Annotated in this window: 20 protein-coding genes and 3 tRNA genes; 12 read left to right on the top strand and 11 right to left on the bottom strand. The window is 68.4% G+C overall.

The genetic code is table 11. The annotated features are described in order from the left end of the window. Positions 1–46 precede the first annotated feature (46 nt). On the top strand, positions 47–3,280 hold the full coding sequence (locus tag ACUTAG_RS05290; protein ID WP_262352262.1) for a hybrid sensor histidine kinase/response regulator: 3,234 nt from the start codon (positions 47–49) through the stop codon (positions 3,278–3,280). 22 nt (positions 3,281–3,302) lie between these two features. On the opposite strand, the gene ACUTAG_RS05285 is transcribed toward ACUTAG_RS05290, so the two are convergent. The 4 genes from ACUTAG_RS05285 to acpA all read right to left on the bottom strand — a co-directional run bounded on the left by ACUTAG_RS05285 (position 3,303) and on the right by acpA (position 10,511). Next, the gene (locus tag ACUTAG_RS05285; RefSeq protein WP_148318440.1) at positions 3,303–6,650 is read right to left on the bottom strand and encodes an autotransporter family protein; all 3,348 of its coding nucleotides are present in this window, start codon (positions 6,648–6,650) and stop codon (positions 3,303–3,305) included. Positions 6,651–6,962: 312 nt separating this feature from the next. Further along, the gene (gene mnmH / locus ACUTAG_RS05280; protein WP_148318442.1) at positions 6,963–8,006 is read right to left on the bottom strand and encodes a tRNA 2-selenouridine(34) synthase MnmH; all 1,044 of its coding nucleotides are present in this window, start codon (positions 8,004–8,006) and stop codon (positions 6,963–6,965) included. Between the two features lie 64 nt (positions 8,007–8,070). After that, positions 8,071–8,688: an NUDIX hydrolase gene (locus tag ACUTAG_RS05275; protein WP_024069843.1), complete on the bottom strand. Its 618-nt coding sequence runs from the start codon at positions 8,686–8,688 to the stop codon at positions 8,071–8,073. A gap of 80 nt (positions 8,689–8,768) precedes the next feature. After that, entirely contained in the window at positions 8,769–10,511 is a 1,743-nt protein-coding gene (gene acpA / locus ACUTAG_RS05270; RefSeq protein ID WP_058666096.1) for an acid phosphatase, read from the bottom strand. A gap of 207 nt (positions 10,512–10,718) precedes the next feature. On the opposite strand from acpA, the gene ACUTAG_RS05265 reads away from it, so the two are divergent. Then, on the top strand, positions 10,719–11,351 hold the full coding sequence (locus ACUTAG_RS05265) for a TetR/AcrR family transcriptional regulator (RefSeq protein WP_187378307.1): 633 nt from the start codon (positions 10,719–10,721) through the stop codon (positions 11,349–11,351). 25 nt (positions 11,352–11,376) lie between these two features. Here the strand turns inward: ACUTAG_RS05265 and ACUTAG_RS05260 are convergent, their stop codons facing one another. After that, positions 11,377–12,066, bottom strand: a complete 690-nt coding sequence (locus ACUTAG_RS05260; RefSeq protein WP_148318446.1) for an ABC transporter ATP-binding protein — start codon at positions 12,064–12,066, stop codon at positions 11,377–11,379. A gap of 250 nt (positions 12,067–12,316) precedes the next feature. Between ACUTAG_RS05260 and ACUTAG_RS05255 the strand changes: the two genes are divergently transcribed. Together ACUTAG_RS05255 and ACUTAG_RS05250 are read left to right on the top strand one after the other, a co-directional pair. Further along, positions 12,317–12,393: transfer RNA gene (locus ACUTAG_RS05255), tRNA-Arg, on the top strand. Positions 12,394–12,500: 107 nt separating this feature from the next. After that, positions 12,501–12,577: transfer RNA gene (locus ACUTAG_RS05250), tRNA-Arg, on the top strand. Positions 12,578–12,742: 165 nt separating this feature from the next. Here ACUTAG_RS05250 and ACUTAG_RS05245 read toward each other — a convergent pair. Further along, positions 12,743–12,955: a DUF3079 domain-containing protein gene (locus ACUTAG_RS05245; RefSeq protein ID WP_148318448.1), complete on the bottom strand. Its 213-nt coding sequence runs from the start codon at positions 12,953–12,955 to the stop codon at positions 12,743–12,745. Between the two features lie 311 nt (positions 12,956–13,266). Here ACUTAG_RS05245 and ACUTAG_RS05240 point away from each other — a divergent pair. Continuing rightward, positions 13,267–13,343, top strand: a tRNA-Arg gene (locus ACUTAG_RS05240). 207 nt (positions 13,344–13,550) lie between these two features. Here the strand turns inward: ACUTAG_RS05240 and ACUTAG_RS05235 are convergent. Beyond that, positions 13,551–13,757 carry a hypothetical protein gene (locus tag ACUTAG_RS05235; RefSeq protein ID WP_026385056.1) on the bottom strand — a complete coding sequence of 69 codons (207 nt, stop codon included), beginning with the start codon at positions 13,755–13,757 and terminating at the stop codon, positions 13,551–13,553. A gap of 54 nt (positions 13,758–13,811) precedes the next feature. On the opposite strand from ACUTAG_RS05235, the gene ACUTAG_RS05230 reads away from it, so the two are divergent. Beyond that, positions 13,812–14,273 carry a GNAT family N-acetyltransferase gene (locus ACUTAG_RS05230; protein WP_045953281.1) on the top strand — a complete coding sequence of 154 codons (462 nt, stop codon included), beginning with the start codon at positions 13,812–13,814 and terminating at the stop codon, positions 14,271–14,273. Positions 14,274–14,318: 45 nt separating this feature from the next. Here the strand turns inward: ACUTAG_RS05230 and ACUTAG_RS05225 are convergent, their stop codons facing one another. Beyond that, positions 14,319–14,915, bottom strand: a complete 597-nt coding sequence (locus ACUTAG_RS05225) for a short chain dehydrogenase (RefSeq protein ID WP_446650013.1) — start codon at positions 14,913–14,915, stop codon at positions 14,319–14,321. Between the two features lie 129 nt (positions 14,916–15,044). Between ACUTAG_RS05225 and ACUTAG_RS05220 the strand changes: the two genes are divergently transcribed. Continuing rightward, a complete protein-coding gene (locus tag ACUTAG_RS05220) occupies positions 15,045–15,965 on the top strand; it encodes a LysR family transcriptional regulator (RefSeq protein ID WP_035183235.1) in 921 nt (306 codons plus the stop codon). 36 nt (positions 15,966–16,001) lie between these two features. Here ACUTAG_RS05220 and ACUTAG_RS05215 read toward each other — a convergent pair whose 3' ends face one another. Beyond that, positions 16,002–16,229: a hypothetical protein gene (locus ACUTAG_RS05215; protein WP_020928858.1), complete on the bottom strand. Its 228-nt coding sequence runs from the start codon at positions 16,227–16,229 to the stop codon at positions 16,002–16,004. Positions 16,230–16,340: 111 nt separating this feature from the next. Then, positions 16,341–16,940 carry a helix-turn-helix domain-containing protein gene (locus ACUTAG_RS05210; RefSeq protein ID WP_006387701.1) on the bottom strand — a complete coding sequence of 200 codons (600 nt, stop codon included), beginning with the start codon at positions 16,938–16,940 and terminating at the stop codon, positions 16,341–16,343. Positions 16,941–17,304: 364 nt separating this feature from the next. Here ACUTAG_RS05210 and ACUTAG_RS05205 point away from each other — a divergent pair, with 364 nt between their 5' ends. Continuing rightward, positions 17,305–17,838 (top strand): hypothetical protein, encoded by a 534-nt coding sequence (locus tag ACUTAG_RS05205; protein WP_131727146.1) that lies wholly within the window; start codon positions 17,305–17,307, stop codon positions 17,836–17,838. A 114-nt stretch (positions 17,839–17,952) separates the two neighbouring features. Here ACUTAG_RS05205 and ACUTAG_RS05200 read toward each other — a convergent pair whose 3' ends face one another. After that, a complete protein-coding gene (locus tag ACUTAG_RS05200; RefSeq protein WP_024069838.1) occupies positions 17,953–18,735 on the bottom strand; it encodes an SIR2 family NAD-dependent protein deacylase in 783 nt (260 codons plus the stop codon). A gap of 197 nt (positions 18,736–18,932) precedes the next feature. Between ACUTAG_RS05200 and ACUTAG_RS05195 the strand changes: the two genes are divergently transcribed. The 4 genes from ACUTAG_RS05195 to ACUTAG_RS05180 all read left to right on the top strand — a co-directional run bounded on the left by ACUTAG_RS05195 (position 18,933) and on the right by ACUTAG_RS05180 (position 22,400). Then, the gene (locus ACUTAG_RS05195) at positions 18,933–19,559 is read left to right on the top strand and encodes a cysteine dioxygenase family protein (protein WP_006387704.1); all 627 of its coding nucleotides are present in this window, start codon (positions 18,933–18,935) and stop codon (positions 19,557–19,559) included. A gap of 62 nt (positions 19,560–19,621) precedes the next feature. Further along, a complete protein-coding gene (locus ACUTAG_RS05190) occupies positions 19,622–20,386 on the top strand; it encodes an IclR family transcriptional regulator (RefSeq protein ID WP_006387706.1) in 765 nt (254 codons plus the stop codon). Between the two features lie 131 nt (positions 20,387–20,517). Then, positions 20,518–21,681, top strand: coding sequence for a CaiB/BaiF CoA transferase family protein (locus ACUTAG_RS05185; protein ID WP_054445647.1), 1,164 nt, complete (start codon positions 20,518–20,520; stop codon positions 21,679–21,681). Further along, positions 21,678–22,400 carry an enoyl-CoA hydratase/isomerase family protein gene (locus ACUTAG_RS05180; protein ID WP_110135200.1) on the top strand — a complete coding sequence of 241 codons (723 nt, stop codon included), beginning with the start codon at positions 21,678–21,680 and terminating at the stop codon, positions 22,398–22,400. The genes ACUTAG_RS05185 and ACUTAG_RS05180 overlap by 4 nt, the downstream gene beginning before the upstream one ends. The last annotated feature ends 13 nt before the right edge of the window (positions 22,401–22,413 follow it).

Here is a 22,413-nt window from a genome sequence, read left to right as displayed (position 1 = left end):
CTTTCGCTCCTCGTTCGACTCTCGCTCGTCCCCGCTCGATGCTCCTATGAAACTGGATACGCCGCTAATAAAAGTCATACGCGCTTCCCGTCGGTTGAACATCGCGCTGTTCGGCGTGCTGCCCCTGCTGCTGGTGCTCGGCGGGGTGCTGTATTGGGGCGCCCAGCGCATCCTGCAGCAGGAAGAGGAAAAGCTGCGCATCGACTTCTCCGTGCTGGTCGGCTATATCCACGCCCACGAGACCGTGTTGCAGAGCCTGCACGCCCAGGGCCTGAACCCCGATGGCCGGCGGCTGGTGACGGCCACGCCCGTCAGGGAAACGCCGGGCTTCGACCGGGCCGCCGGGGAGTTCTTCGACGGCCAGCACGCCATCGCCGCGATGCCGTTTTCGCTGTTGTGCCAGAGCCCCGATGCCTGCCCGGTGGTCGACGGCGTCTTCACCGGCATCGGCGGCTACCTGTCCGACTTCTATTCCACCCGCTGGGCCGCCTCGGTGTATCCGGCGGCGCCGCTGTTCATCATTTCGCCGAGCCAGCAGCTCAGCGTGAGCGTGCCGGCCATCTCCACGGTGTCCGGCTTCGAGCCATTGACGCGGCAGACCTTCCTGTCGGTGGTGGACGCGGTGGGGCGGGCGGCCGGCGGCGCCGATCCGGAAGACCGTTCCAATGGCGAGGGTCCGCGGGTCACCTGGCTGCGGGACGCCGACCTGCCCGACATGCTGATCGGCATGCTGCCGGTGACGCTGCCGCTGAACACCCGCGACGGCACCACCACGGCGCGGCGCAGCGTCTATGCCGTGTCGCTGCTGAGCCGCGGCCGGGTCAGCATTTCAGAGCAGATCCTGCGCGAGCCGCTGTACGACCAGTTCTGGTTGCAGCACAAGGGCACCGGCGTGCTCATCGGCGAGGGCGCGCCGCCCGCGGTCGGGCAGCCCGGCTTCCATTTCGGCGGCGACGGGCTGGTGCTGCGCATCGCCGATCGGACGGATAGCTGGACCGGCTATTACAAGCTGAACTACGGCAGCTTCTTTCGCGCCAACATGTGGCTGCCGATCACGGTCCTGCTGATGCTCGGGCTGGGCCTGGCGGCGGGCGCGGTCTACCTGCTCTGGTACAACCGGCGCGTCATCCAGCCGGCTGAAATCGCCCACCTCGACATGGTCGAGAGCGAGGAGTTCAACCGCACCGTGCTCGATACCGCGCCGGTGGCGCTGTGCGTGCTGTCGCGGCTCGACGGCCGCGTGGTGTTCGGCAACGCGCTGGCCATCCAGTGGCTGGGCATCGCCGTGGGCGAGCAGCCGCGGGATTCGCCGGAAGCCAACAAACTGCTGCGCCAGGTCCTGGGCGCCGCCAGGCCGGGCACCATCGAGACCTTCCGCACCCACGAGGGGCGGCCGCTGTTCGTGGCCTTTGCGCCCACGCGCTACAAGAAGCAGGACGTGGTGCTGTGTGCTTTCGCCGACATCAGCGCGCGCGCCGAAATGGAACACACGCTGGCGCAGGCCAAGCAACAGGCCGACCGCGCCAACGAGGCCAAATCGACCTTCCTGGCCACCATGAGCCACGAGATCCGCACGCCCCTGTATGGCGTGCTCGGCACGCTCGAAGTGCTGTCGCTGACCCACCTGGACGACGAGCAGCGCCGGCACGTCGACCGCATCCAGGACTCGTCGGTGATCCTGCAGCAGTTGATCAGCGACATCCTCGACATCACCAAGATCGAGTCCGGCCAGCTGGGGCTGGAGATGGACGGCTTCGATCCGCGCGAACTGGTGCAGCATTGCGTCGCCTCCTATGCGGGCATGGCCGAACAGAAGGGGCTGGTCATCTACAGCTGTATCGATACCTCGACGCCGGCGTGGGTGGTGGGCGACGGCGGCCGTATCCGGCAGATACTCAACAACCTGGTCAACAACGCCATCAAGTTCACCGATTCCGGCCATGTGGTGGCGCGGCTGCGCGCCGAGGTCCTGCCGGACGGCCGCGCCCGCCTGCATTTCCAGGTGGTCGACAGTGGCGTCGGCATCAGCGCCGAAAACCAGGTCTGCCTGTTCGAGCCGTTCTACCAGATCGATAGCGGATCGCACCTGGTGCGAGGCGCGGGCATCGGTCTGTCGATCTGCGCGCGCCTGGCCGAATTGATGGGGAGTACGATCCAAGTGACCAGTGAATTGGGATTGGGCAGCAGTTTTTCGATCGCCATCGACCTGGATACGGCGGAGCCTCCGCCCGGGCCGTCGCCGCGGTTGGACGGATTGCGCGTCTACGTGCGCAGCGCGCGCAAGGAACTGAGCGAGAACATCTGCCAGTGGCTGGCCTATTGGGGCGCGCAGGCCAGCGTCGCGCCTGCGGTCATCGCGCGCGACGAGGACAGCGACGGCGTGCTGGTTGACGTGCACATCGTCGGCGACGCGGCGGCGCCGACCGAATGGCGGGGGCCGGTGGTCTCGGCCGGCGGCCGCGACGTGCGCGGCACCGCGCTGTACCGCGCCGACCGCCACTACCTGTCCAGCATCGGCTTCGCGCTCGAGCGATGGGCCCGCGGCGATACCGATACCGCCAAGGACACGGCGACGCCTCACTACGCGCCATTGAACCTGCGTATCCTGGTGGCCGAGGACAACCCGATCAACCAGGTGACGATGTGCGATCAGCTGGAGCAACTGGGTTGCCAGGTGACGGTGGCGCCGGATGGCGCCGAGGCGCTGGCGCAATGGAACATCGAGCCGTTCGACGTGGTGCTGACCGACGTCAACATGCCTCGCATGAACGGCTACGAACTGGCCGGCGCGTTGCGCGCGCAGGGCGTGACCGTGCCCATCATCGGCGTCACGGCCAATGCGCTCAAGGACGAAGAGGCCCGCTGCAAGGCGGCGGGCATGAGCAACTGGCTGGTCAAGCCGATCAAGCTGAGCCTGCTGTGGAGCCAGCTGCGCGCCGTTCGCGGCGAGCCGGCGGCGCCCCGGACGGCCGGCGCGGCCGAGGCCGCGAGCCCGCGCGCCGCGCCGCCCATCGTCGGCAAGTACCGCGAGGTGTTCCTGGAAACCATGACCCAGGACCTGGCGCGCATGGAACAGGCCGAGGCCGATGGCAACGCGCGCGACCTGCGCGCCGTGCTGCATCGCATGCGCGGCGGATTCGCCGCGGTGCAGGCGATGGATCTGTACCAGCAGGCCGAAAGCGCCGAGGACCGGTTGGTGGCCGATGGCCTGAACGACGCGGTGAGGGCGTTGCTGACCGCCCTGGCGGTATCGCTCAGGCAGACCCTGGCCGAACTCTGACGTCGGCCGCCCCGGCACGCGGTCACCAGCGATAGCTGACATTCAACATGCCGCCATAGCCGTGCTGGCTGTGGCTGCCCGTCTGGCCAAAGAGGTGGCCGGACACCTGCACCGCCTTGCCCACCCGGCCCTCCGCGCCCACCTTCAGCTCGAGGGCGTTGCGCGAGGGTTGGGCCTGCAGCGTGGTGCTGCCCATGCGCACGGTCGGATCGTCGCTGCGGTGCAGCCAGTTGGTCTCCAGGAACGGGCGAACGCTGCTCTTGCCCGGCCGCGGCGTGACCTGCGGATAGAGCCGCACGCCGACGCGCGACTGCCAGCTGCCGTTGTCGCCGCTGCGCATGCGGGTGCCTTGCAGCGTGGCGTCCTGGGCGCGGTAGCGGCTGTAGACCAGTTGCGCGTTCGGTTCGATCACCAGGGCTTCCAGCGCCGACCCGGCGGCGAAGGGCTTGAGGGCATAGCCGCCTTCGAGCGAGGCGCTCCAGACGTTCGAGCGGTAGCGCACCGACCCGAGTTCGCTGCTGACCTGGTTGGTGTAGCGGCCGTACTGGATCCATGTGTCGGCGTAGGCGCCCAGGCGGGTGAGGTCGTTGGCATAGAAGGTGCCGTAGACGCCACCGGCATAGCCGGAAACCTTGCCGCGGGCGCGGGCATGGGTCGACTGCGTGGCGCCCGGCAGCATCAGGGTCGATACCGAACGCGAGCGCGCGTCGCCATAACCGCCCATCAGGCCCGCATAGAGGGCGCCTTCCCGGCCCAGCGGCGCCTTCAGCAGGTCGCCGCCCAGTTGCACCATCGCGCTGTCGGTGTCGACGTCGACACGCCCCTCGGACATGCGCAGGCCGCTGTCATGGCGGCCTTGCACGCGCGCCCACAGGCCGCGGCCATGGCGGGCGTCGGCGTCGCCGTCGGCATAGGCCGGCACGCGGTCATGCAGGCTGTGGGTGAAGAGCAGGGTGGCGGCGAGCCGGTTGCCGGCATAGGCGCCACTTTCGGGCGAGACGTTCTTGAAGCCGGGACCGCCCGGCAGAACGGGGTCCGGCGGGGTCACCGGACCGGTCGGATCGCCGGGGTCGGTCGGGTTGATCGGATCGACCGGATCGGGCGGCGTCACTGGCGGCGTGTAGTCGGAGGTCAGGTACCAGTCGGGCGCCACGGCACCATTGCCGCCGCGCACCAGGCTGTAGTCATAGCCGTTGAGCGACACGGTACGGGCGCTGGCGCGGTAGCCGGTCGAGCCACTGTCCAGGTGGAACGCATCCGCCGTGGTGGTGCCGCCGTTGATGGTTTCGACCACGCGAATGCCATAGGTGGTCTGGCCGCCGCTGCCGCCGGCGTTGACGATGCGCAGCGCGGTATTGCCGGACGTTGTGCCGCCGTCGATCACCAGCTTGTCGGTGGGCGAGGCGTCATCCCCCAATTGCGTGTTGAGCACCAGCGTGCCGCCGCCCACGTAATTGTTGACGGTCAGGGTCTTGAAGCCGGCGCCGCCCGCCGGGGCCGCGAAAGCGACGGTGCCGGCGTTGGACAGCGTGGCCAGGCTGGAATCGCCGCGCACGATCCAGGTGCTGGTGCCATCCAGCGTCAGGCCGTTGATGCGGCCCGTGCCGCGCTGCACCAGGGCGCCGTTCAGCGTCGAGCCGTTCGCCAGCGACACGTCCACCGTGCCGCTGTCGGCCAGCACGTCGCCCGTGAGCCGGGCGTTGGTGGCGTCGAGCGTGACCTGTTCGCTTTCGATGACGGTGGATACCCCGCCGCTGGTTACGGTCACCGCGCGCGAGTGCAGCAGCACGCCGCTGCCGACATCGCCTCCGGCGCGCGCGGTGATATCCGAGTCGGAGACCAGGAAAGTATGGCCGCCGCCCGAGGCGAGCAGGCCAACGCCGTCCTGGGTGTCGATGCGGCTGCCATTGCGCAGCGTGACGGTGTTGCTGACACCGGCGGCGGTGACGTAGCTCCAGATGCCATGGGCGCCTGCGCCGGCCAGCGTGAAGCCGGTGTTGTCCAGCGTGACCGCCGCGCGGTTGCTGACGGACAGGCCGGTCGCGTTGGCGCCGCTGGTGCTGACCTGGGTGTTGCGCGCCGACAGGCTGACGCCGGAGCCGCTGGCGAACAGACCATAGGCGCTGGCGCCCTCGGTGGTCACGCTGGCGTCCAGCAGTTCGATGGCGGCGCCGCTGGCGCGCGCCAGCACCCCGACTGCGCCGTCGCCACGGGTCTTGACGTTGACCTTGGTGGCCTTGATGGTGGCGGAGCTGCCGTATTCGCGGGATACATACAGGCCGTGGGCATTGGCATCGCGGGTCGTGACGTTGCCGTCGACCAGCGTGACCCGGCCCGCGCGGTTGTCCACGCCCACATGGGACGAGGTGAGATCAAAGCCGGTGGCCGTGAACGAGGTGCCGGTGGACGGCAGCCAGACGCCGGTGCCGTAGTAGCCCAGCGCCGAGATCGAAACGTTCTCGACCGCCGCGGAGGTGTCCTTGGCGTTGATGTTGATGCCATAGCCAAAGTCGCCGGTGGACGTCAGGGTGGCGTTGCGGATGTCGACGCTGGATGCGGCGCCGGTGCCCGAGCTGAGCATCACCGCCGAGCCGCCGGCGGTCAGGCTGCCGCCGTCCATCACGAAGCGGCCGCCCTCGAGCCGCGCACCGACGCCGGCGCCCACGTTGATCTCGGTGCCATACACGGACACCAGGGCATTGGCGCCGCGCACGCTGATGCCGTCGCCGTAATTGCCCGTGGTCGTGATCTTGCCGCCATGCAAGGTGATGCTGGCGCCGTTTTCGGCATAGGCGCCGCCGGCGTTGTACGCGGCGGTGGAGAGGACCACGTCGCGGGCGACGATGACCGAGCCGGCGCCCTCGGCGCTCAGGCCGCGGCTGCCGCTATTGGTGGTGGTGATGGTGCCGCCGTCCAGTTCGATGCGGCCGCCGGACTGCGCGTAGGCGCCGTGAGAATACGTGCCCTGGGTGCTGACGTCGCTGCCGCTCACGCTGACCACGCTGCCGGCGCCGCTGGCGGCCAGGGCATGCGCGCCCTGGCCGTCGCCCAGCGTCTTGATGGCGCTGTCCGACAGCGTCACCTTGCCGCCGGCGCTGGCGCGCACGCCGATGGTGCTGCGGGCGGAGGCCGATCCGGCCGTGACGGTGATGCCGGCGCCACGCACCGTGTTGCCGGCCACCGAGACATCGATGGCGGCGCCGGCGCCGGCATAGGTGGCGGTGTCGCCGTCGCCGAGCATCAGCTGCGTCGCGCCGGCGGCGTCGTTGACCAGCACCTGGCCGCGTTCGGCGGCGTCGGCCGAGCCGGCAAGGGCGGGCAGCGTGAGGGCAAGCAACCCGAGCATGATGGGGTTGAGGGGACAGTGCATAGGGGCTCCTTGGCCCTTGGCCTTGGCAACCCCATACACTTTTATCGATCAGATCCGGGCCCCCGGACGAAACGGCGGCCACTGAAGCGTACTGGTGCGTATCGGACAAAGGCGATGACGTGGCAGTAGCGTCCATGGTGCGTTTCGGAAGCGCGCAGAAAAATAAGACGATTCTTAGAAGCGCTGTATAGATTGGAAGGAGAAGTAATGAATTGAAAACGGGCGCGGAAAGGCCGCATTTCCCGGCGGAAAAATGCGGCCTTTAAGAAAATTCTTGACTCCGCCGAAGCGGATTTCAGGTAGGAAAATGCGTCAGCCCAGCGCCGCCAACAGCGCGCGCGCCTGCGCCACGAGATCATTGTCGTTGGGACGGAACACCACTTGCAGCGCCTGGGGCAGGCGCGTGAAATGGGCGTGGCTGCTGCGGGCATAGGCCGGGTCGTAGTGCTTGTCGATCAGCTCGCGCGCCAGGTCGGCGTCGCGGCCTTCGTCGACCATGCGCAGCCAGCCGCCGATGGTGTCGCGGCTGTGCAGGCCGACCAGGCGTTGCAACTGCGACTTGAACGCGGCGGGGTCGTCCAGCAGTTGCGCATAGTCCTGCCGCAGGAAGGCGGCGCGGTCTTCGGGGCTGGCAGAGACCGCGATGCAGGCGCCCTGGTGCATGGCGGCCAGCAGCGCGGCGGGCAGCGCCACCGCGCCGATCTTGCGGCTTTCGGCTTCGACGAATACCGGCCCCGAGGCGTCCAGCTCGCGCAGGCGCGCCGCCAGCAGCGTGTCGAAGCGCTTTTGCGTCGGTTGCGGCACGCCCGGCCGCGCGCCCAGCAACGAGCCCCGGTGCGCGGCCAGCGCCTCCAGGTCCAGCGTCTGCGCGCCAGCCTGTTGCAGCGCGTTGAGCAGGCGCGTCTTGCCGCTGCCGGTGGGGCCGGTCAGCACCACGAAGCGCAGGCCGGCGGGCAGCGCGTCCAGCGCTTCCAGCGTGGCGCGGCGGTAGGTCTTGTAGCCGCCATCGAGTTGGCGCGCGCGCCAGCCGATCATGTTGAACATCACCGTCATCGAGCCCGAGCGCTTGCCGCCGCGCCAGCAGTAGATGAGCGGGCGCCAGCCTTGCGTCCGGTCGGCGAAGGTGGTGTCGAGGTGGCGGGCGATGTTGCGCGCCGCCAGCGCGGCCCCCAGGCGCGTGGCTTCGAAGGGCGATTGCCGGTACAGCGTGCCGACGCGGGCGCGCTCCTCGTTGCTGAATACCGGGGCGTTCAGCGCGCCGGGGATGTGGTCGTCGGCATACTCGAGTGGCGTGCGCACATCGATGATGTCGTCGAACTCATCTCGTCTGTCCAGGCCGACAAGCAGGTGTTTCAAGGCGGGAAGATCCAGGGAAGAAGAGCGAATTCTCGCACGCCGCCGGGGGGGCCTGCCGGACTCGCTAGTCCAGGAACACCCGGTCGGGCCGCGCCATGAAGGCGAAGGCGCGTTCGATATCCTGCGCGGCGACCCGGTCGCGGCACAAGTGCGGCAGTCGGTCCGGCGCGAAGTAGGCGGCGTCGGCGGTTTCCGGTCCCGGGGCGGGAGCGCCGTCGTCCAGCCGCTGGCACAGGAAATACAGCTTATAGAAGTCGCGCACGTCGGGGGCGAATGGTCCCTTGGCCTTGTGCCGCACGCCGTACAGGGCGCTGGCGCGCACCTTCAGGCCGGCTTCCTCCATGACTTCCTTTTCGGCGTTTTCGGCGGCGGAATAGCCGATCTCGGCAAAGCCGCCCGGCAATGTCCAGCGGCCGTTGTTGCGTTCCTGCACCAGCAGGATGCGGCCGTCGCGGATGACGGCGGCGCGCACGTCGACCTTGGGCGTGGGATAGGCGCGGGCGTCGGGGGACAACTGGGCGATGCGCTCGACTGGAGCCGTGGCCAGGCGCGCCAGCATGCCGTTGGCGATGTCCAGGGTCTCCTGCAAGCGCTCGCGTTCGTAGTCGTCGTCGCAATAGGCCAGGCCGGTGCAGGCGATGGCCTGCAGGCGCTTGGCTTTGGCGAACCAGAAGTCTTCCATGGCGGAGCATCCTCGCGTTGGCGGGGCGGCGCAATTGCGCCGCCCCGGGGAAGATTCTAAGCCGTATCGGCGCGCGACGTTCAGGCGTTGAAGGCCAACGCGTTGGTCAGGTCGCCCATGGGCTGCTGGCCACGCGCTTTCATGGCGTCGTCGCGGGCTTTCAGGCCGTCGAGGGTGGGCAGGTCGAACAGCCGCGCGGCCAGGCGCAGGATCGAGCCGGTATCGTAGATGGTGTGGTCCACGGTGCCTTTGCGGGCGAAGGGCGAGACCACCAGCGCGGGAACGCGGGTGCCAGGGCCCCAGCGGTCGCCCGCCGGCGGCGCGACATGGTCCCACCAGCCGCCGTTCTCGTCCACGGTGATGACCACCACCATGTTCTCCCATTGGGCGCTCTTGCGCAGGCTGTCGACGATGTGGGCGATGTGCCGGTCGCCCGAATCCACGTCGGCATAGCCGGCGTGCATGTTCAGGTTGCCTTGCGGCTTGTAGAACGTCAGCGGCGGCAGCTTGCCGGCTTCGGCATCGGCCAGGAACCGGTTGGTCGATGCCAGGTCGCCCAGGCCGCCGTCGCGCAGGTGCGCGGCGCGGGCCGCGGTGCCGGGGCCGGTGCTCTTGAAGTAATTGAAGGGCTGGTGGTGCGCCTGGAAATTGGGCGACGACGGAAAGCCGGAATTGGCGGTCGAGTCGACCGCCGCCTGCCAGCCGCCCGCATACCAGGCCCAGTCCAGGCCTTTGGCGTCCATCAGGTCGCCGATGTTGGGGTGTTCCTGCGGCACCATGGTCTGCGGGCTGGTGGCGTCGGCCAGTTCCGGATGCGCGGCGTCGCGTGAGAACGACGGCCAGTAGGGCGGGGCCATGGTGTTGACGCCATAGCCGTCCGGCGTCAGCGCGCTCGCGCCGAATTGCGGGATGCCGGTGAGGGCGCTGGCCGGCGAAGCGGGCTTGGGCTGCAGGCGCGGATCGGCCGGATCGCTGCTTTGCAATTGCGCGATCTGGGTGCTGGCGACCGAGGCGGCGGCGTTCGGATAGAACGGCGGACGACCGGCGATCAGGTACTGGTGGTTCAGGAACGAGCCGCCGAAGGCGCCCTGGAAAAAGTTGTCGCACAGCACGAATTCCTGCGCCAGCTTCCACAGGCGCAGGTTGTACGCGGAGTCGCCATAGTGGCCCATGACCAGCGCGCCCGAGTCGGCCCAGGCCACGAAACGGTCGTTCTTGCCGCCGTTGATCTGCATCTGGTTCTGGTAGAAGACGTGCCACAGGTCGCGCGTGACCACGCCCTGCGGCAGCGGCTCGCCCTGCGGACCGCGCAGGTCGAACGGCGCGTTGGGCAGGTTGTTCATGTAGGGCGCGTTCTCGGCCACCTGATAGGCCACGTGGTTGGCCTGCTGCGAGGTCGGCACCATGCCGCCCCACACGGGCGGCAGCACCGGCAGCGGCGTGCCGTCGCGATCGTTCTGCGTGTAGTCCGCGGCGGTCAGCGCCGACAGCGGTTTTTCCACGCCGGGGAAGTCGGCGAAAAGGTTGTTGAAGCTGCGATTCTCCGCGAAGATCACCACCAGCGTCTTGACGTTCTTGCGTAATTGCGCCGTCACGTCGACCGGCGCGGGGGCGGGGGGAGGCGTGTTGTCGTTGCCGTCGTCATCGTCGTCGCTGGAGCAGCCTGCCAGGGCGCCCATCGCGGCGGCGCTGGCGCCGAGCGCCGCGATGCCGGTCAGGAAGCCGCGGCGAGTCGCCCGGGCGGGGGCATTGGCATCCTGGGAATCGGCGGCGGTCGGTGTCGCGGCGGCGGGTGTGGCCGCGCCCTTTTCTTTTTCAGACATGTTGTAGACCTTGCGGTGTGGGCGGCGCCCTGTCATTGCGCCACGGGTCGCCGGATGACAGCCGGCTTGAAATGGGTTTGCAGGCCGGTAGGCTAGAGACCGCAGGTTCTATCGATGTGACCGTCCGCTGTCAGAAAGCTGTACGCTGGGGAGGCTGGCGCAAAATTCCCTTAGACTGGCGCCATGGATGAAATCCGAGTGAAAGCAATGACCGATCACACCGCAGACGACTCCGCGCACAGAACGGCGCCGTCCCGCACCAAGCCCGCGGAAGTGCGCCTGGACGAATTGATGGGCGCCGCGCAGGCGCTGTTCCTGGAAAAGGGTGTCGAGGCCACCACCATCAGCGAGATCACCGAGGCGGCTGGCGTGGCCAAGGGCACGTTCTACGTGTACTTCCCGTCCAAGCAGGAAATGCTGGTGGCGCTGGGTGAACGGTATGTGCGGGAGTTCGTCGAGCGGCTCGAGCGCGCGGTCGCCGCCTGCGCCGAGAACGACTGGGAGGGGCGGCTGCGCGCCTGGATCCATGCCAATGTGTCGATGTACCTGCGCACCTATCGCGTGCACGATATCGTCTTCACGCATCCGCACCATCATGCGCGCGAGGGTCATACGGAAAACCAGGTGGTCACGCAGCTGCAGGGAATCCTGCGGGCCGGCGCGCAGGCCGGCGCCTGGCGTCTCGACAATCCGCGCATGATGGCGTTGCTGATCTATGCCGGTGTGCATTGCGCGACCGACGATGCGATCCTGTCGCGCCAATCCGATGCCACCGATTTCGCCCGCGGCATCGCCGATGCCTATCTGCGCATGCTGGGCGCGCGGACTGATTCCGAGTAGCCGTCGGCGCCGCGTGAAGCGGAGTTCATGCGTACGACAACAGCGTGGCGTCCAGGTCGCCGGCCTGGACCTGCTGGCGCAACTGCGCGGGCGTGCCCTTGGCGACCAGGCGGCCGTGGTCCAGCACGAGCACGCGGTCGGCCACCTGCAGCGCGGCGGCGGCATCGGTCATGGCGATGACGGCGCGGATGCCCAGCTCGCTGGCCGCATGCTTGAGCAGGGCGGCGATGCGCGCCTGGCACGAGGCGGCCGGCGGGCCTTCGGGTTCGTCCATCAAGATCACGTCCGGCTTGCGGACCAGGGCCAGCGCCAGTAGCAGGCGCTGGCGGGCTGCCGCATCCAGCCGTTCCACCAGCAGGCCGGCGGCGTGCGCCAGGTCGGCTTGCCGCAAGCAGGCGTCGACCGCCTGGATCTCTTCGGTTCCGAGCGCCCAGCGCCCGCCTTGCTTGTGCGCCAAAAGCAAGGCCTCGAACACGCGCAGCGAAGGTACTGTCACGGGTGGCGCCGCTGCCAGGATGATGCGCGCGCCGCTCTCGCCGTCGGCCATGTCGCGCGCCAGCCGGCCCAGCAAGCCCGTCTTGCCGGACGCCGCCGGCCCCAGCACCACGGTGAGCATGCCGATCGGCAACGGGCCGGGGCGCAAGGCGCCCAGCCCGGGCGGTGGCACGGGGCACGGCACGGGCGACGAAGCGGAGTGGGGGAAGGGAGCGATCATGGCGGTAGCGGGGCAAGCGGCGCGCCGATGTCGACGCGCGGTCCGAGACAGACTATAGATAATGACTGACCGCCAGTCAATGATAATGAGAGGTGTTGTCAAACAGTGCGCAGAATGCGACGCCCCTTGCCGCCGGCAAGGCCATGCTTGGTATAAGCACGCCCGCGGGCGGCATGCCGTGCAGGCGATCGCGGCACGCAACTTGCGCGGTTTGCGAAACAACGCTATGATTCAAGGCTTGCTTTTTCAAGCGCCCGTAGCTCAGCTGGATAGAGTACCTGGCTACGAACCAGGGGGTCGTAGGTTCGAATCCTGCCGGGCGCGCCATTGAAAATGCAAGACAGCAGTAAAAAAGCAATGCAAAAAAAGCAGTGCAAAAAAACCTGCAGTGCGAGCGTGAAATTATTCTGATATAATTTTGCCTCTTTGCCGGAGCGCCCGTAGCTCAGCTGGATAGAGTACCTGGCTACGAACCAGGGGGTCGTAGGTTCGAATCCTGCCGGGCGCGCCAAAGTAAAAACGAAAGGCCTTTGATTTTTTAATCGAAGGCCTTTTTGTTTTTCCGGCGACGCCTTGCTTGCGTGGTGAGGTGAGGCGTGGGTGTGCGAGGGGAAACGAGGCGGCGCGAAGTGAAGCCGCAGGGCGGGGGAAGGCCTTGAAACACCTCGCGGCGGGTTCAGCCCGCGGTGGTGGCCGCGACGGTTTTTTCCTCGCTGTCTTCCAGGTCCCAGTTGCCAACCGTGTACCAGTCGTCGCCCAGCAGTTCCGCCGGATGCATGGTGCGATCGGAACCGTTGCCACAGGCCAGCGCGTCGGTCGGGCAATAGCGGTCACAGCCCCAGCAGATGCGTTCGGGGTGCTTGGGATGCAACGGAAATTTCTTGGACATGCTGATGCCTCCATCCAGGCTGCCGGAGGGTGCGCGACAAGTTCGGGCTCGCCCGGTTTTTCTTCCGGGGGGCCGCGGATTTGCTGCCGCGCATTGATGGCTTCAGCGTAGCGCCGTTGGTCCGTGCGGGAATTGATCTGGCGCAAGGCGCGTGGGAGCGTGCCGGCCTGGGCCATGCTGTCCGGCGCATCGGTCCCCGGGTCCGAGGGACGCCGCTCCCGAATGTCGCTCCCGTGTTGCCTCCGAACCCGGCACGGGCGGGCCGATTTGCCGAGCCCAGCCGCTTCATGTTATAAACACGCCTCTTTAGCGCGCCCGTAGCTCAGCTGGATAGAGTACCTGGCTACGAACCAGGGGGTCGTAGGTTCGAATCCTGCCGGGCGCGCCACCTCATTTCGGGCAGCGCCACTGCACGCTCTTCATTGCACCAGACAGTGAGTTTGAGACCAGTGGTGAAACCAACGGTTGATGCAGCGCTGGGAAAGCACAGCGCGAACAGCATTGCGAAAAGCACTGGAAAAGGCCTGGCGGTCACTCGCCAGGCCTTTGTCATTGTGGGCGCGCGGGCGGGCGATGGCGCGGCACCGGGGGCGGGTTATTGCCGCAGGTCCTGTCGCTGGCGCTGGTAGTCGTCATGGGAGGTGGAGGCCGATCCCATGCAACGTTGGCGTTCCTGCATGTCGACGATCTTGCCGCATTCATTGCGTTGCCAGGCCTGGCCGGTATCGTAGGCCTGGCGCGAGGTGCAGGCGCTGGTCAGGGCGGAGGCGGCCAAGCAGGCCAATAGCAGGGCATGACGCATAGGGGTTCTCCCAAGGATGGGCCGAGTGTACATTCAGCCCTTTGCGCCGCCGCCATGATCCGCCTCGATATCCGACTTGTCGCCCTTGAAGATGCCGTCCGCGTTGCGCCGTTGTTCGATGCCTATCGCCAGTTCTATGCGCAACCGGCCGATCCGTCGGCCGCGCTGGAATTCGTGCGCGCGCGCCTGGCGCGCGGCGAATCGGTGATCTTCCTGGCCGAGGACGCCGACAGCGGCGCGCCGCTGGGTTTCTGCCAGCTGTACCCCTCGTTCTGCTCGGTGCTCGCCGCGCCCATCTATGTGCTGTATGACTTGTTCGTGGCGCCGGCCGCGCGCCACGGCGGCATCGGACGCGCCCTGCTGCAGCGCGCCGAGGCGCATGCGCGCGCGGGCGGCTTCGCCCGCATGGATCTGACCACCGCCCGGACCAATCTGCCGGCGCAGGCCCTGTATGAATCCCTGGGCTGGCGGCAGGACCAGGTTTTCCTTGCCTACAACCTCGACCTGGTCGCCTGATGCCGCCATTGCTGTCGTGCGTCGCGCGGCAACGGCGGCACGGCGTTACCAGACGCGGTAGGTGCGGCCGGTCTGCGCGCCCTCCACACTGCGGCTGTAGGCCAGCGCGACGCGTTGCGCCGGCGCGGCTTCGAAGCCGGCGAAGTAAGGGCCGTAGCCCTCCCACGATTCGCGCAGCACGGTCGGACTGACCGAGTTGATGCGCGCGTTGCGCAATTCCACGGCCGCGCCGCGCACGAAGCCGTCGATGGCCGAATTGACGGCCGAGGCGTTGGCGCCGAAGCGGATGGGTTCGTCGCTGACGATGCCGCTGGTCAGCGTGATGGAGCCGCCCTGGTTCAGGTAGTGCTGGCCGATCAGCACCAGGTCGACCTGGCCCAACAGCTTGTCATGCAGGCCGATCCTGAACTGGTCCGCGGTCATCTCGGCCAGCGGGCCGAAGTGCAGCGTGCCGGCGGTCGAAATGATGGCGTCGACCTTGCCCACGCGCTCGAACAGCTCGCGGATGCTGTCGCTGCGCGTGATGTCGACCTGGTATTGGCCTTGCGTCTTGCCCACGGCGATGATTTCGTGGCGTTGGCCGAGTTCCTGGGCGACGGCGCGGCCGATGGTGCCGCTGGCGCCGATAAGTGCGATTTTCATGGGGATTCCTGGTATGCGGGTTGGGGGGCGCGGACGGGGTGCCGGCGCATGCAAGCATTCTGCGGATTCCATTCCTGTGGAAAAATCCACGAATGGTTGGAACTCTTCATACCCAGGGTGCGTAATTCAATGGATCGTCTGCTCAGCATGGAGATCTTCGTGGCGGTGGTCGAGCTTGGCAGCCTGACCGCCGCGGCCGCGCGCCATGAGATGTCCGCGGCCATGGCGGCCAAGCACATCAAGGGTCTGGAGACGCGGCTGGGACTGCGCCTGATGAACCGCACCACGCGGCGCCAGAGCCTGACCGAGGCGGGGCAGGCGTATTACTCGCGCTGCAAGGCGATCCTGGCCGACATCCGCGAGGCCGAGCAGGGCGCCGAGGCATTGCGAGTCGCGCCGCGCGGCAATCTGCGGATCACGTCCACGGTGTCGTTCGGCTCGTTCGCGCTGGCGCCGGCGATTGCCGACTACCTGAATCTCTACCCCGACGTCAGTGTGGAGCTGGCGTTGAGCGACGCCGTCGAGGACCTGGTCGCGTCCCGCTACGACCTGGCGGTGCGCATTGGCGAGCCGCGTGATTCCGGCCTGGTGGCGCGCCCGATCGGCACCTACCAGATGATCATCTGCGCCGCGCCGGCCTACCTGGCGCGCCATGGCACGCCCGAAGCGCCCGCCGACCTGGCGCGCCATCAGTGCCTGGACTTTTCCTATTGGAGCCGCCGCACCGGCTGGCGCCTGGGCGGGCCGGAAGGCGCGGATGCCGACTTTCCGCCCACCAGCCGTTTCATCGCGAACAACGGGCAGGCGCTCAGGCAGGCGGCGCTGGCCGGATTCGGCATCGTGCTGCAACCCGAACTGCTGCTGGCCGAGGACGTGCGCGCCGGTCGGCTGGTGCCGATCCTGCAGTCCTATTGGCCGGCGGCGCGGCCGGTGACGCTGCTCTATCCGAAAGACAGGCAGGCGCTGCCCAAGCTCACCACGTTCGTGGAGTTCGTCGTGGCGCGCTTCACCGGCGGCGCGAAACGGCGTCAGGGCCCGGCGGGCCGGTGACGCCGTCAGCCGCCGCGCGGGCGGAGGGAAGGACGGTCAGGCGCGTCGTCGGTCCACCGCCGTGAGCGACAGGCCGGTCTTGAGCAGTTGATAGGCCTGTCCGCCCAGCCAGGCGACTTTCTCGCCCGAGCTGGTGCGGCAGACACAGTGGGTCTTGGGGTCGAAGCGTGATGTGCCCAGCGCGGAATAGGCGTCAGGGTCCGACACGAATCGCTCGATGCGATACAGCGTGCCGTCCGGGGCCGTGGCCAGTACATCGGTCAATCGTCTTGCGGTTCCGAGCATTTTTGATACCTCCCCATGCGCGGGCCGTTCTTGCGCGGCGCCAAAGTTGTTCGAACATTATTCATCGGCCCAGGCGGTTGCCGCCAGGCGTCAATGAAAATGTCCTCCTAACGATGAATCATCGAGCTGGTCGGGCGATACGCCCAGGGCTTCCGAAATGCGGTCCAGGATGATCTGGCGGGGCCGCGGGCGGGGCCTTTCCAATTCGATGTAGATGGAGTGGTCCACGCCAAGCCGGGCAGCCATATCAGTGGTGCTGATATTGAGGTGCTCGCGCCAGGCGCGTATCAGGCTCCAATCGTTGCCGGTTTTTAGACTTGCTACAGCAGATGGTACGACGTTTTCCCGCGCCGCGTGCGGTTGGCGCGCGGTGGCGGGGCGGACGTCCCGCAGGGTGTTGCGGGCCTTCGCATTCTTGCGGGCTTCGGCCATGGGCGGCGCGGCGCCGGATTCGGCGGTGAAGATCGCGCCGCCATTGAGCTGACGGTAGCGATTTTCACCGATCCAGGCCAGCGCCTCGCCGTTGTCGAGCATGCATTCGCAATCCAGGTGGTAATTGCTGGGAATGCTCTCGAGCTTGGCGATGGTTTCCGTGGTCGTGGCGTGCCGCACCACGCGATGCAGGACACCGTCTGGCGAGCGCACGAACACGTCGGGAAGTCTCCAGGAAAACGGAATGATGATCTCCATGGCTGCACTGGTTCGCTACCACTGTATCCCTCTGCGTGCGCGATGGAATTTGGGGTTTCCCCTGCATCGCGGACGTTCGTTCATGGTAGTCCCGATCCACTCAAAACATCTTCACAAATCTTCACGTCGCCATCGGCTTTGAATGGCCGCAAGCCCGCAAGATGAGGGATTCGAGGCCAGAGTCGGCGTAATGGTTTTTGTTGTGACGGGCGCTTTGCGGGAGGCATCGGCCGCGCCCCGCGGTCGCGCGATGGCGTGGGGCGCGGCGGGGCTTGCCTGCTGCCTGCACGTGCTGGTGGCCTGCCTGTTGTGGCGGGCCGCCGATGATCGGCGCCCCGCGTCCGGGCGCGGAGACGATTTTTTCGTGACGTTGTTGCCCCCGCCCGCCACCGCGCCCACGGCGCGTCCCACCTACGCCGACGGGCCGCCGCAAGCGAGGCCCGCGGAGCCATCGCCGCCAGCCCCGCGGCCATCCATGCCCGCGCCGCCGGCGGTGGCCGCGCCGGCGCGATCGGACGCTGCCGGCGCGGCGCCGCAAGGGCTGTCGCCGGCAGGCTCCAGGCCGGCGCCGCATGCCGCGCCGGCCGGCGCATCGCCGCGGCAACGGGCGTCACCGCCGCGCGATGCCGGGCCTTCGTCCCCGTCGGCGCCCGCCGCCGCGCCCGCGCATGATTTTCGCTGGCGCGCCGAAGATGCGGCGGCCCTGGGCGCGCCGCGCGCGCGCGGCCAGGCGCGGGTGGACCTGGCGCCCAAGGCGCCGGCCGAACCGTCCGCGCTGGCCAAGGGCATTGCGCAAAGCGCGCGGCCGCCTTGCCGGCAAGCGCATGCGCACCTGGGATTGCTTGCGGTCCCGTTCCTGCTGGCCGACACGGTGCGCGACGGCGGCTGCAAATGGTGAAGGTCAAGACCGGGTGAGGGTCAAGACAGGGCGAAGGCGGGGCAGGCAACGCCGTGGGCGACGCCTTGCGATACGCGAGAAGAAGACGGCGCGCGTGGGAGCGCCTTGAGGCCTTCAGAAGCCGGCGGCGGCCAGCAGCCGTGGCAGGACCTGGGCGGCCGCGCCGCGCAGGTTGAAATCGGCATGCGCGTCCAGCGGCGTGGCCTGCGGATTGACCTGCACCACGGTCGCGCCGGCGCGCGACGCGCGCAGCGGCAGTTCGGCGGCGGGGTAGACCATGGCCGATGTGCCGATGCTCAGGAACAGGTCGCATTGGCTGGCGGCCTCGCGCGCCGCGAGCCAGGCGTCGGCGGGCAGGCTTTCGCCGAACCAGACCACCCCGGGACGTACCGCCGCCCCGCACCGCGCGCAGGCTGGCGGGACGATGGCGCGGCCGGTTTCCGGTTCGTCGCCGCGGCCCGTGGCCGCGGCCGCGAATTCGGCGGGTTCGCCGCAGGCGGCGCAGCGCGGTGCGTGCAGGCTGCCATGCAGATGGACCACGCCCTGGCTGCCGGCGCGTTCATGCAGGTTGTCGACGTTCTGGGTGATCAGCGTCAGCGCGGGCATGCGCCGCGCCAGCGCCGCGATGGCGTGATGGGCCGCGTTCGGTTCGGCGCGCGCCACCTGCGCCCGGCGCCACTCGTACCAGCCCCAGACCAGGTCCGGCTGCGCCGCGAATGCCTCGGGCGTGGCCAGGGCCTGCGCGTCAAAGCGCGACCAGAGGCCGGTCAGGGGATCGCGGAATGTGGCGATGCCGCTTTCGGCCGACACGCCGGCGCCGGTGAAGACGGTCACGCGCGAGGCGCGCGCCAAGGTGTCGGCCAGCGCGGGCGGAATGGGAGGATTGACGATTGCCATGCCGTGCGGCCGGTAATGAGAGAGTCCGCTACGCTGCACGCGCGGGCCCGCGTCTGTCAAGCGCGGCGTGGGAGGCCGCCTGGAGGCGGGGCGGCGGCCATTGCGGCGATCATCCCAAATCATGGATACTGGAAACCCCAATTGGGATGCCAAACCGACCTGCCCCCACGGGGGCGTGTCCGACCCGGAGATACGCAATGCCCGACGCCCTTGCCGGCCTGGACCGGCTGCGCCATTTCATCGCCACCGCCACCCGCCTGGCCACGCCCGCCGGCCTGGCGCAGTCGCCCGAACTGCAGGCCGCGTTCGCGGCGCTGATCGCGCACGACGACTGGCTGCCTGAAGCCTGTACGGCGCCGCATCCCCAGTACTACCAGCAATACCTGCTGCATTGCGATCCGCTGGAGCGTTTCTCCCTGGTCAGCTTCGTCTGGGGGCCGGGCCAGCAGACGCCGGTGCATGATCACGAGGTCTGGGGCTATGTCGGCATGCTGCGTGGCGCCGAGGTGAACCAGCGCTACGCGCGCGATGCCGATGGCCGGATGGCGCCGCAGGGAGCGCCGCAAACGCTGCGTCCCGGCGACGTCGAATGCCTGTCGCCGCAGGCGGGCGATATCCACCGGGTGTCCAACGCCTTCGACGACAAGGTGTCCATCAGCGTGCACATGTATGGCGGCAATATCGGCGCCGTGTCGCGCCACGTCTATGACCCGGCCACGGGCCAGGCCAAGCCGTTCGTCTCGGGCTATTCGGCGGCCAGCGTGCCGAACCTGTGGGACCGCTCCGCGGCAGTGCGGGCGGCCCTGCCGGCGGGGCCCGCCTGAGGCCTGTTCGCGGCGCGCGGCCCGTGCTATGTTCGCGTCCTAAATAATGGGAAACCCAGAAAATGGACAAGACATTGCTCAAGGGGCTGATGGTGCTGGAGGCGGTCACCGACGTGGACGACCCGCCGCGCACCATCGATGCGCTGGCCGCGCGCGTGGGGCTGACGCGCAGCAACACCCATCGCACACTGCAGACGCTGATCCACGCCGGCTACGTCATCAAGGACGAGGATGGCGGCGGTTATCGCGGCGCGGTGCGCTTGTTCGAGCTCGCCGCGCGGCAGCTCGGCCAGCTGGACCTGCGCAAGCTGGCGGCGCCGTTCATGCGCACGCTGGCCGACCAGACCGGCGAGACCGTGCACCTGTCCGTGCTGGATGGCCTTGATGTGGTCTACGTCGACAAGATCGACAGTCCGCAGCCGATCCGCGCCTATTCGATGGTGGGCGGACGCGCGCCGGCCTACGCGGTGGCCACCGGCAAGGCGCTGCTGGCCTACCAGGCGGACGGATATGTGGAACGCTACGCCGACAAGCTGCTGCGGCATACGCCCGCCACCATCGTGTCGATGCCGTTGTTGAAGGACGAACTGCGCAAGGTGGCGCGCGCGGGTTATGCGGTCAATCGCGGCGAATGGCGGGAAGGCGTGGGCGGGCTGGCCGTGGCCCTGTTCAACAGCCTGGACCAGCCGGTGGCGGCGGTGGGCATTTCCGGACCGCTGGATCGCCTGAGCGCGGCCCGCATGAAGCAGCTGGCGCCGGACGTCGCCGCGTGCGCGCAGGCAATCTCGCGGGGCATGGGTTACCGACGCGGTTTCCTGGGGGAATGACGCTCGGGGCCGGACCGTCAGGGAGATCAAGAAAATCCTATTTAATAGGATTTGAATTTCAATTAATGGTTTACCGGGCATTCTGCCCGGTGCTATGCTGGGCGCCGGATTCGTATAACGAGAGGTCGTCCATGACTCCTGGCTCGGCGTTGGCCGGCATTACCGTGCTCGAGATCTGCAACGTGGCGGCGGGGCCGTTCTGCGGCATGTTGCTGGCGGACATGGGCGCCGATGTGATCAAGCTGGAAAACCCGGAAGGGGGCGACACGCTGCGCAGCTGGCCGCCCTTGAGCCAGGGCTACAGCGAGAACTTCGCCTCGCTCAACCGCAACAAGCGCTCGGTCACGCTGAACCTGAAGGATCCGGCCGACCTGGCGCTGGCGCGCGAGCTGGCCGCCGGCGTGGACGTGCTGATCGAGAACAACCGGCCCGGCGTGATGGATCGCCTGGGATTGGGCTACGCGGCGCTGCGCGAAACCAATCCGCGCCTGGTGTACTGCTCGATCTCGGCCTATGGCCAGTCCGGTCCGCGCGCGCAGGAAGGCGGCTTCGACCTCACCATCCAGGCTATGAGCGGCCTGATGAGCGTTACCGGCGAGGCCGGTGGCGAACCGGTCAAGTGCGGCGTGCCGGTGGCCGACTTCTCGGCCGGCCTGTATGGCGCCTTCGCCATCGTGTCGGCGCTGCGCGCCGCGCAGGCCTGCGGCCAGGGCACGCACATCGACGTGCCGATGCTGGGCGCCACGCTGGGCATCGCGGCGCTGCAGACCTCGGAGTTCTTCGGCAGCGGGCGCGACCCGGTCAAGCTCGGTTCGGCCCACCCGCGCAACGCGCCCTACCAGGCGTTCCGTTGCAAGGACGGCTATTTCGGCATGGCGGCGGGCAACAACGCCTTGTGGAAGGGCGTGTGCGCGACGGTGGGCCGCGAGGACCTGCTGGCCGACCCGCGCTTTACCGACACCAGCGCGCGCGCCCGCAACCAGGACGCGCTGCGCGAGATCCTGGAAGCGATCTTCGCGGACGCTGACGCGCCGACGTGGCTGGCGCGCTTTCGCGCTGCCGGGGTGCCGTGCGCGCCCATCAACACCTATTCCGAAGTGCTGGCGGACCCGCAGGTCGAGCATATGGGCTGGGTGCAACCGCTGGAACTGCCGAACGGCGTGCGCACGCGCACCTTCGGCCTGCCGGTGCGCTTCGATGGCCAGACCACCGCGCTGCGCCGCCCGCCGCCCGCGCTGGGCGAGCACAACGACGCGGTGCTGGGGCCGTTGCGCAACAAGGGGAAGGGCGCATGAGCGCGGCGCTACGGGTCGAGCGGCATGGCTCGGCGCAGGTATTGATGCTGGCGCGGCCCGAGAAGATGAACGCATTGTCTGCCGAGCTGGTCGAGGCCCTGATCGCGGCGGTGGACGCCGCGCCGGCGCAGGGCGCGGACGTCATCGTGCTGCGAGGCGAGGGCCGCAATTTCAGCGCGGGTTTCGATTTCGGCGATTGGGAAGCGCAGAGCGAGGGCGACCTGCTGCTGCGCTTCGTGCGCATCGAGACGCTGTTACAGCGCGTGGCGGCCTCGCCCTGCCTGACGGTGGGGCTGGCGCACGGCCGCAACTTCGGCGCCGGCGTCGACCTGTTCGGCGCCTGCAAGTGGCGCGTCGCCGCGCCGGACGCGAGCTTTCGCATGCCGGGCCTGAAGTTCGGGCTGGTGTTGGGCACGCGCCGCTTTGCCGGCCTGGTGGGCGCCGAGCGCGCCCGCGCCATCCTGGAGCAGGCCAGCGTGTTCGACGCGGCCCAGGCCCACCGCGACGGCTTCGTCAGCCACCTGGCGGCGCCCGACTCGTGGCCCGGGATCGAGCGTCAGGCGGGTGACGCCGCGGGCGCCCTGACCGGCGCCAGCCGCGCGCAGCTGTACGCGGCGCTGTCGGCCGAGCAGCCCGATACGGACCTGGCGCGGCTGGTGCGGTCTGCCGCCGAACCGGGATTGAAGGCGCGGGTGGCGGCCTACCTGCAGGCGCGCTGAGCACGCCGGCCCG

The sequence above is a fragment of the Achromobacter sp. CSND-B12 genome, from assembly GCF_052906545.1.
Note: the sequence above shows the minus strand (reverse complement) of the source record. Positions and strands in the feature narration are given on the sequence as shown.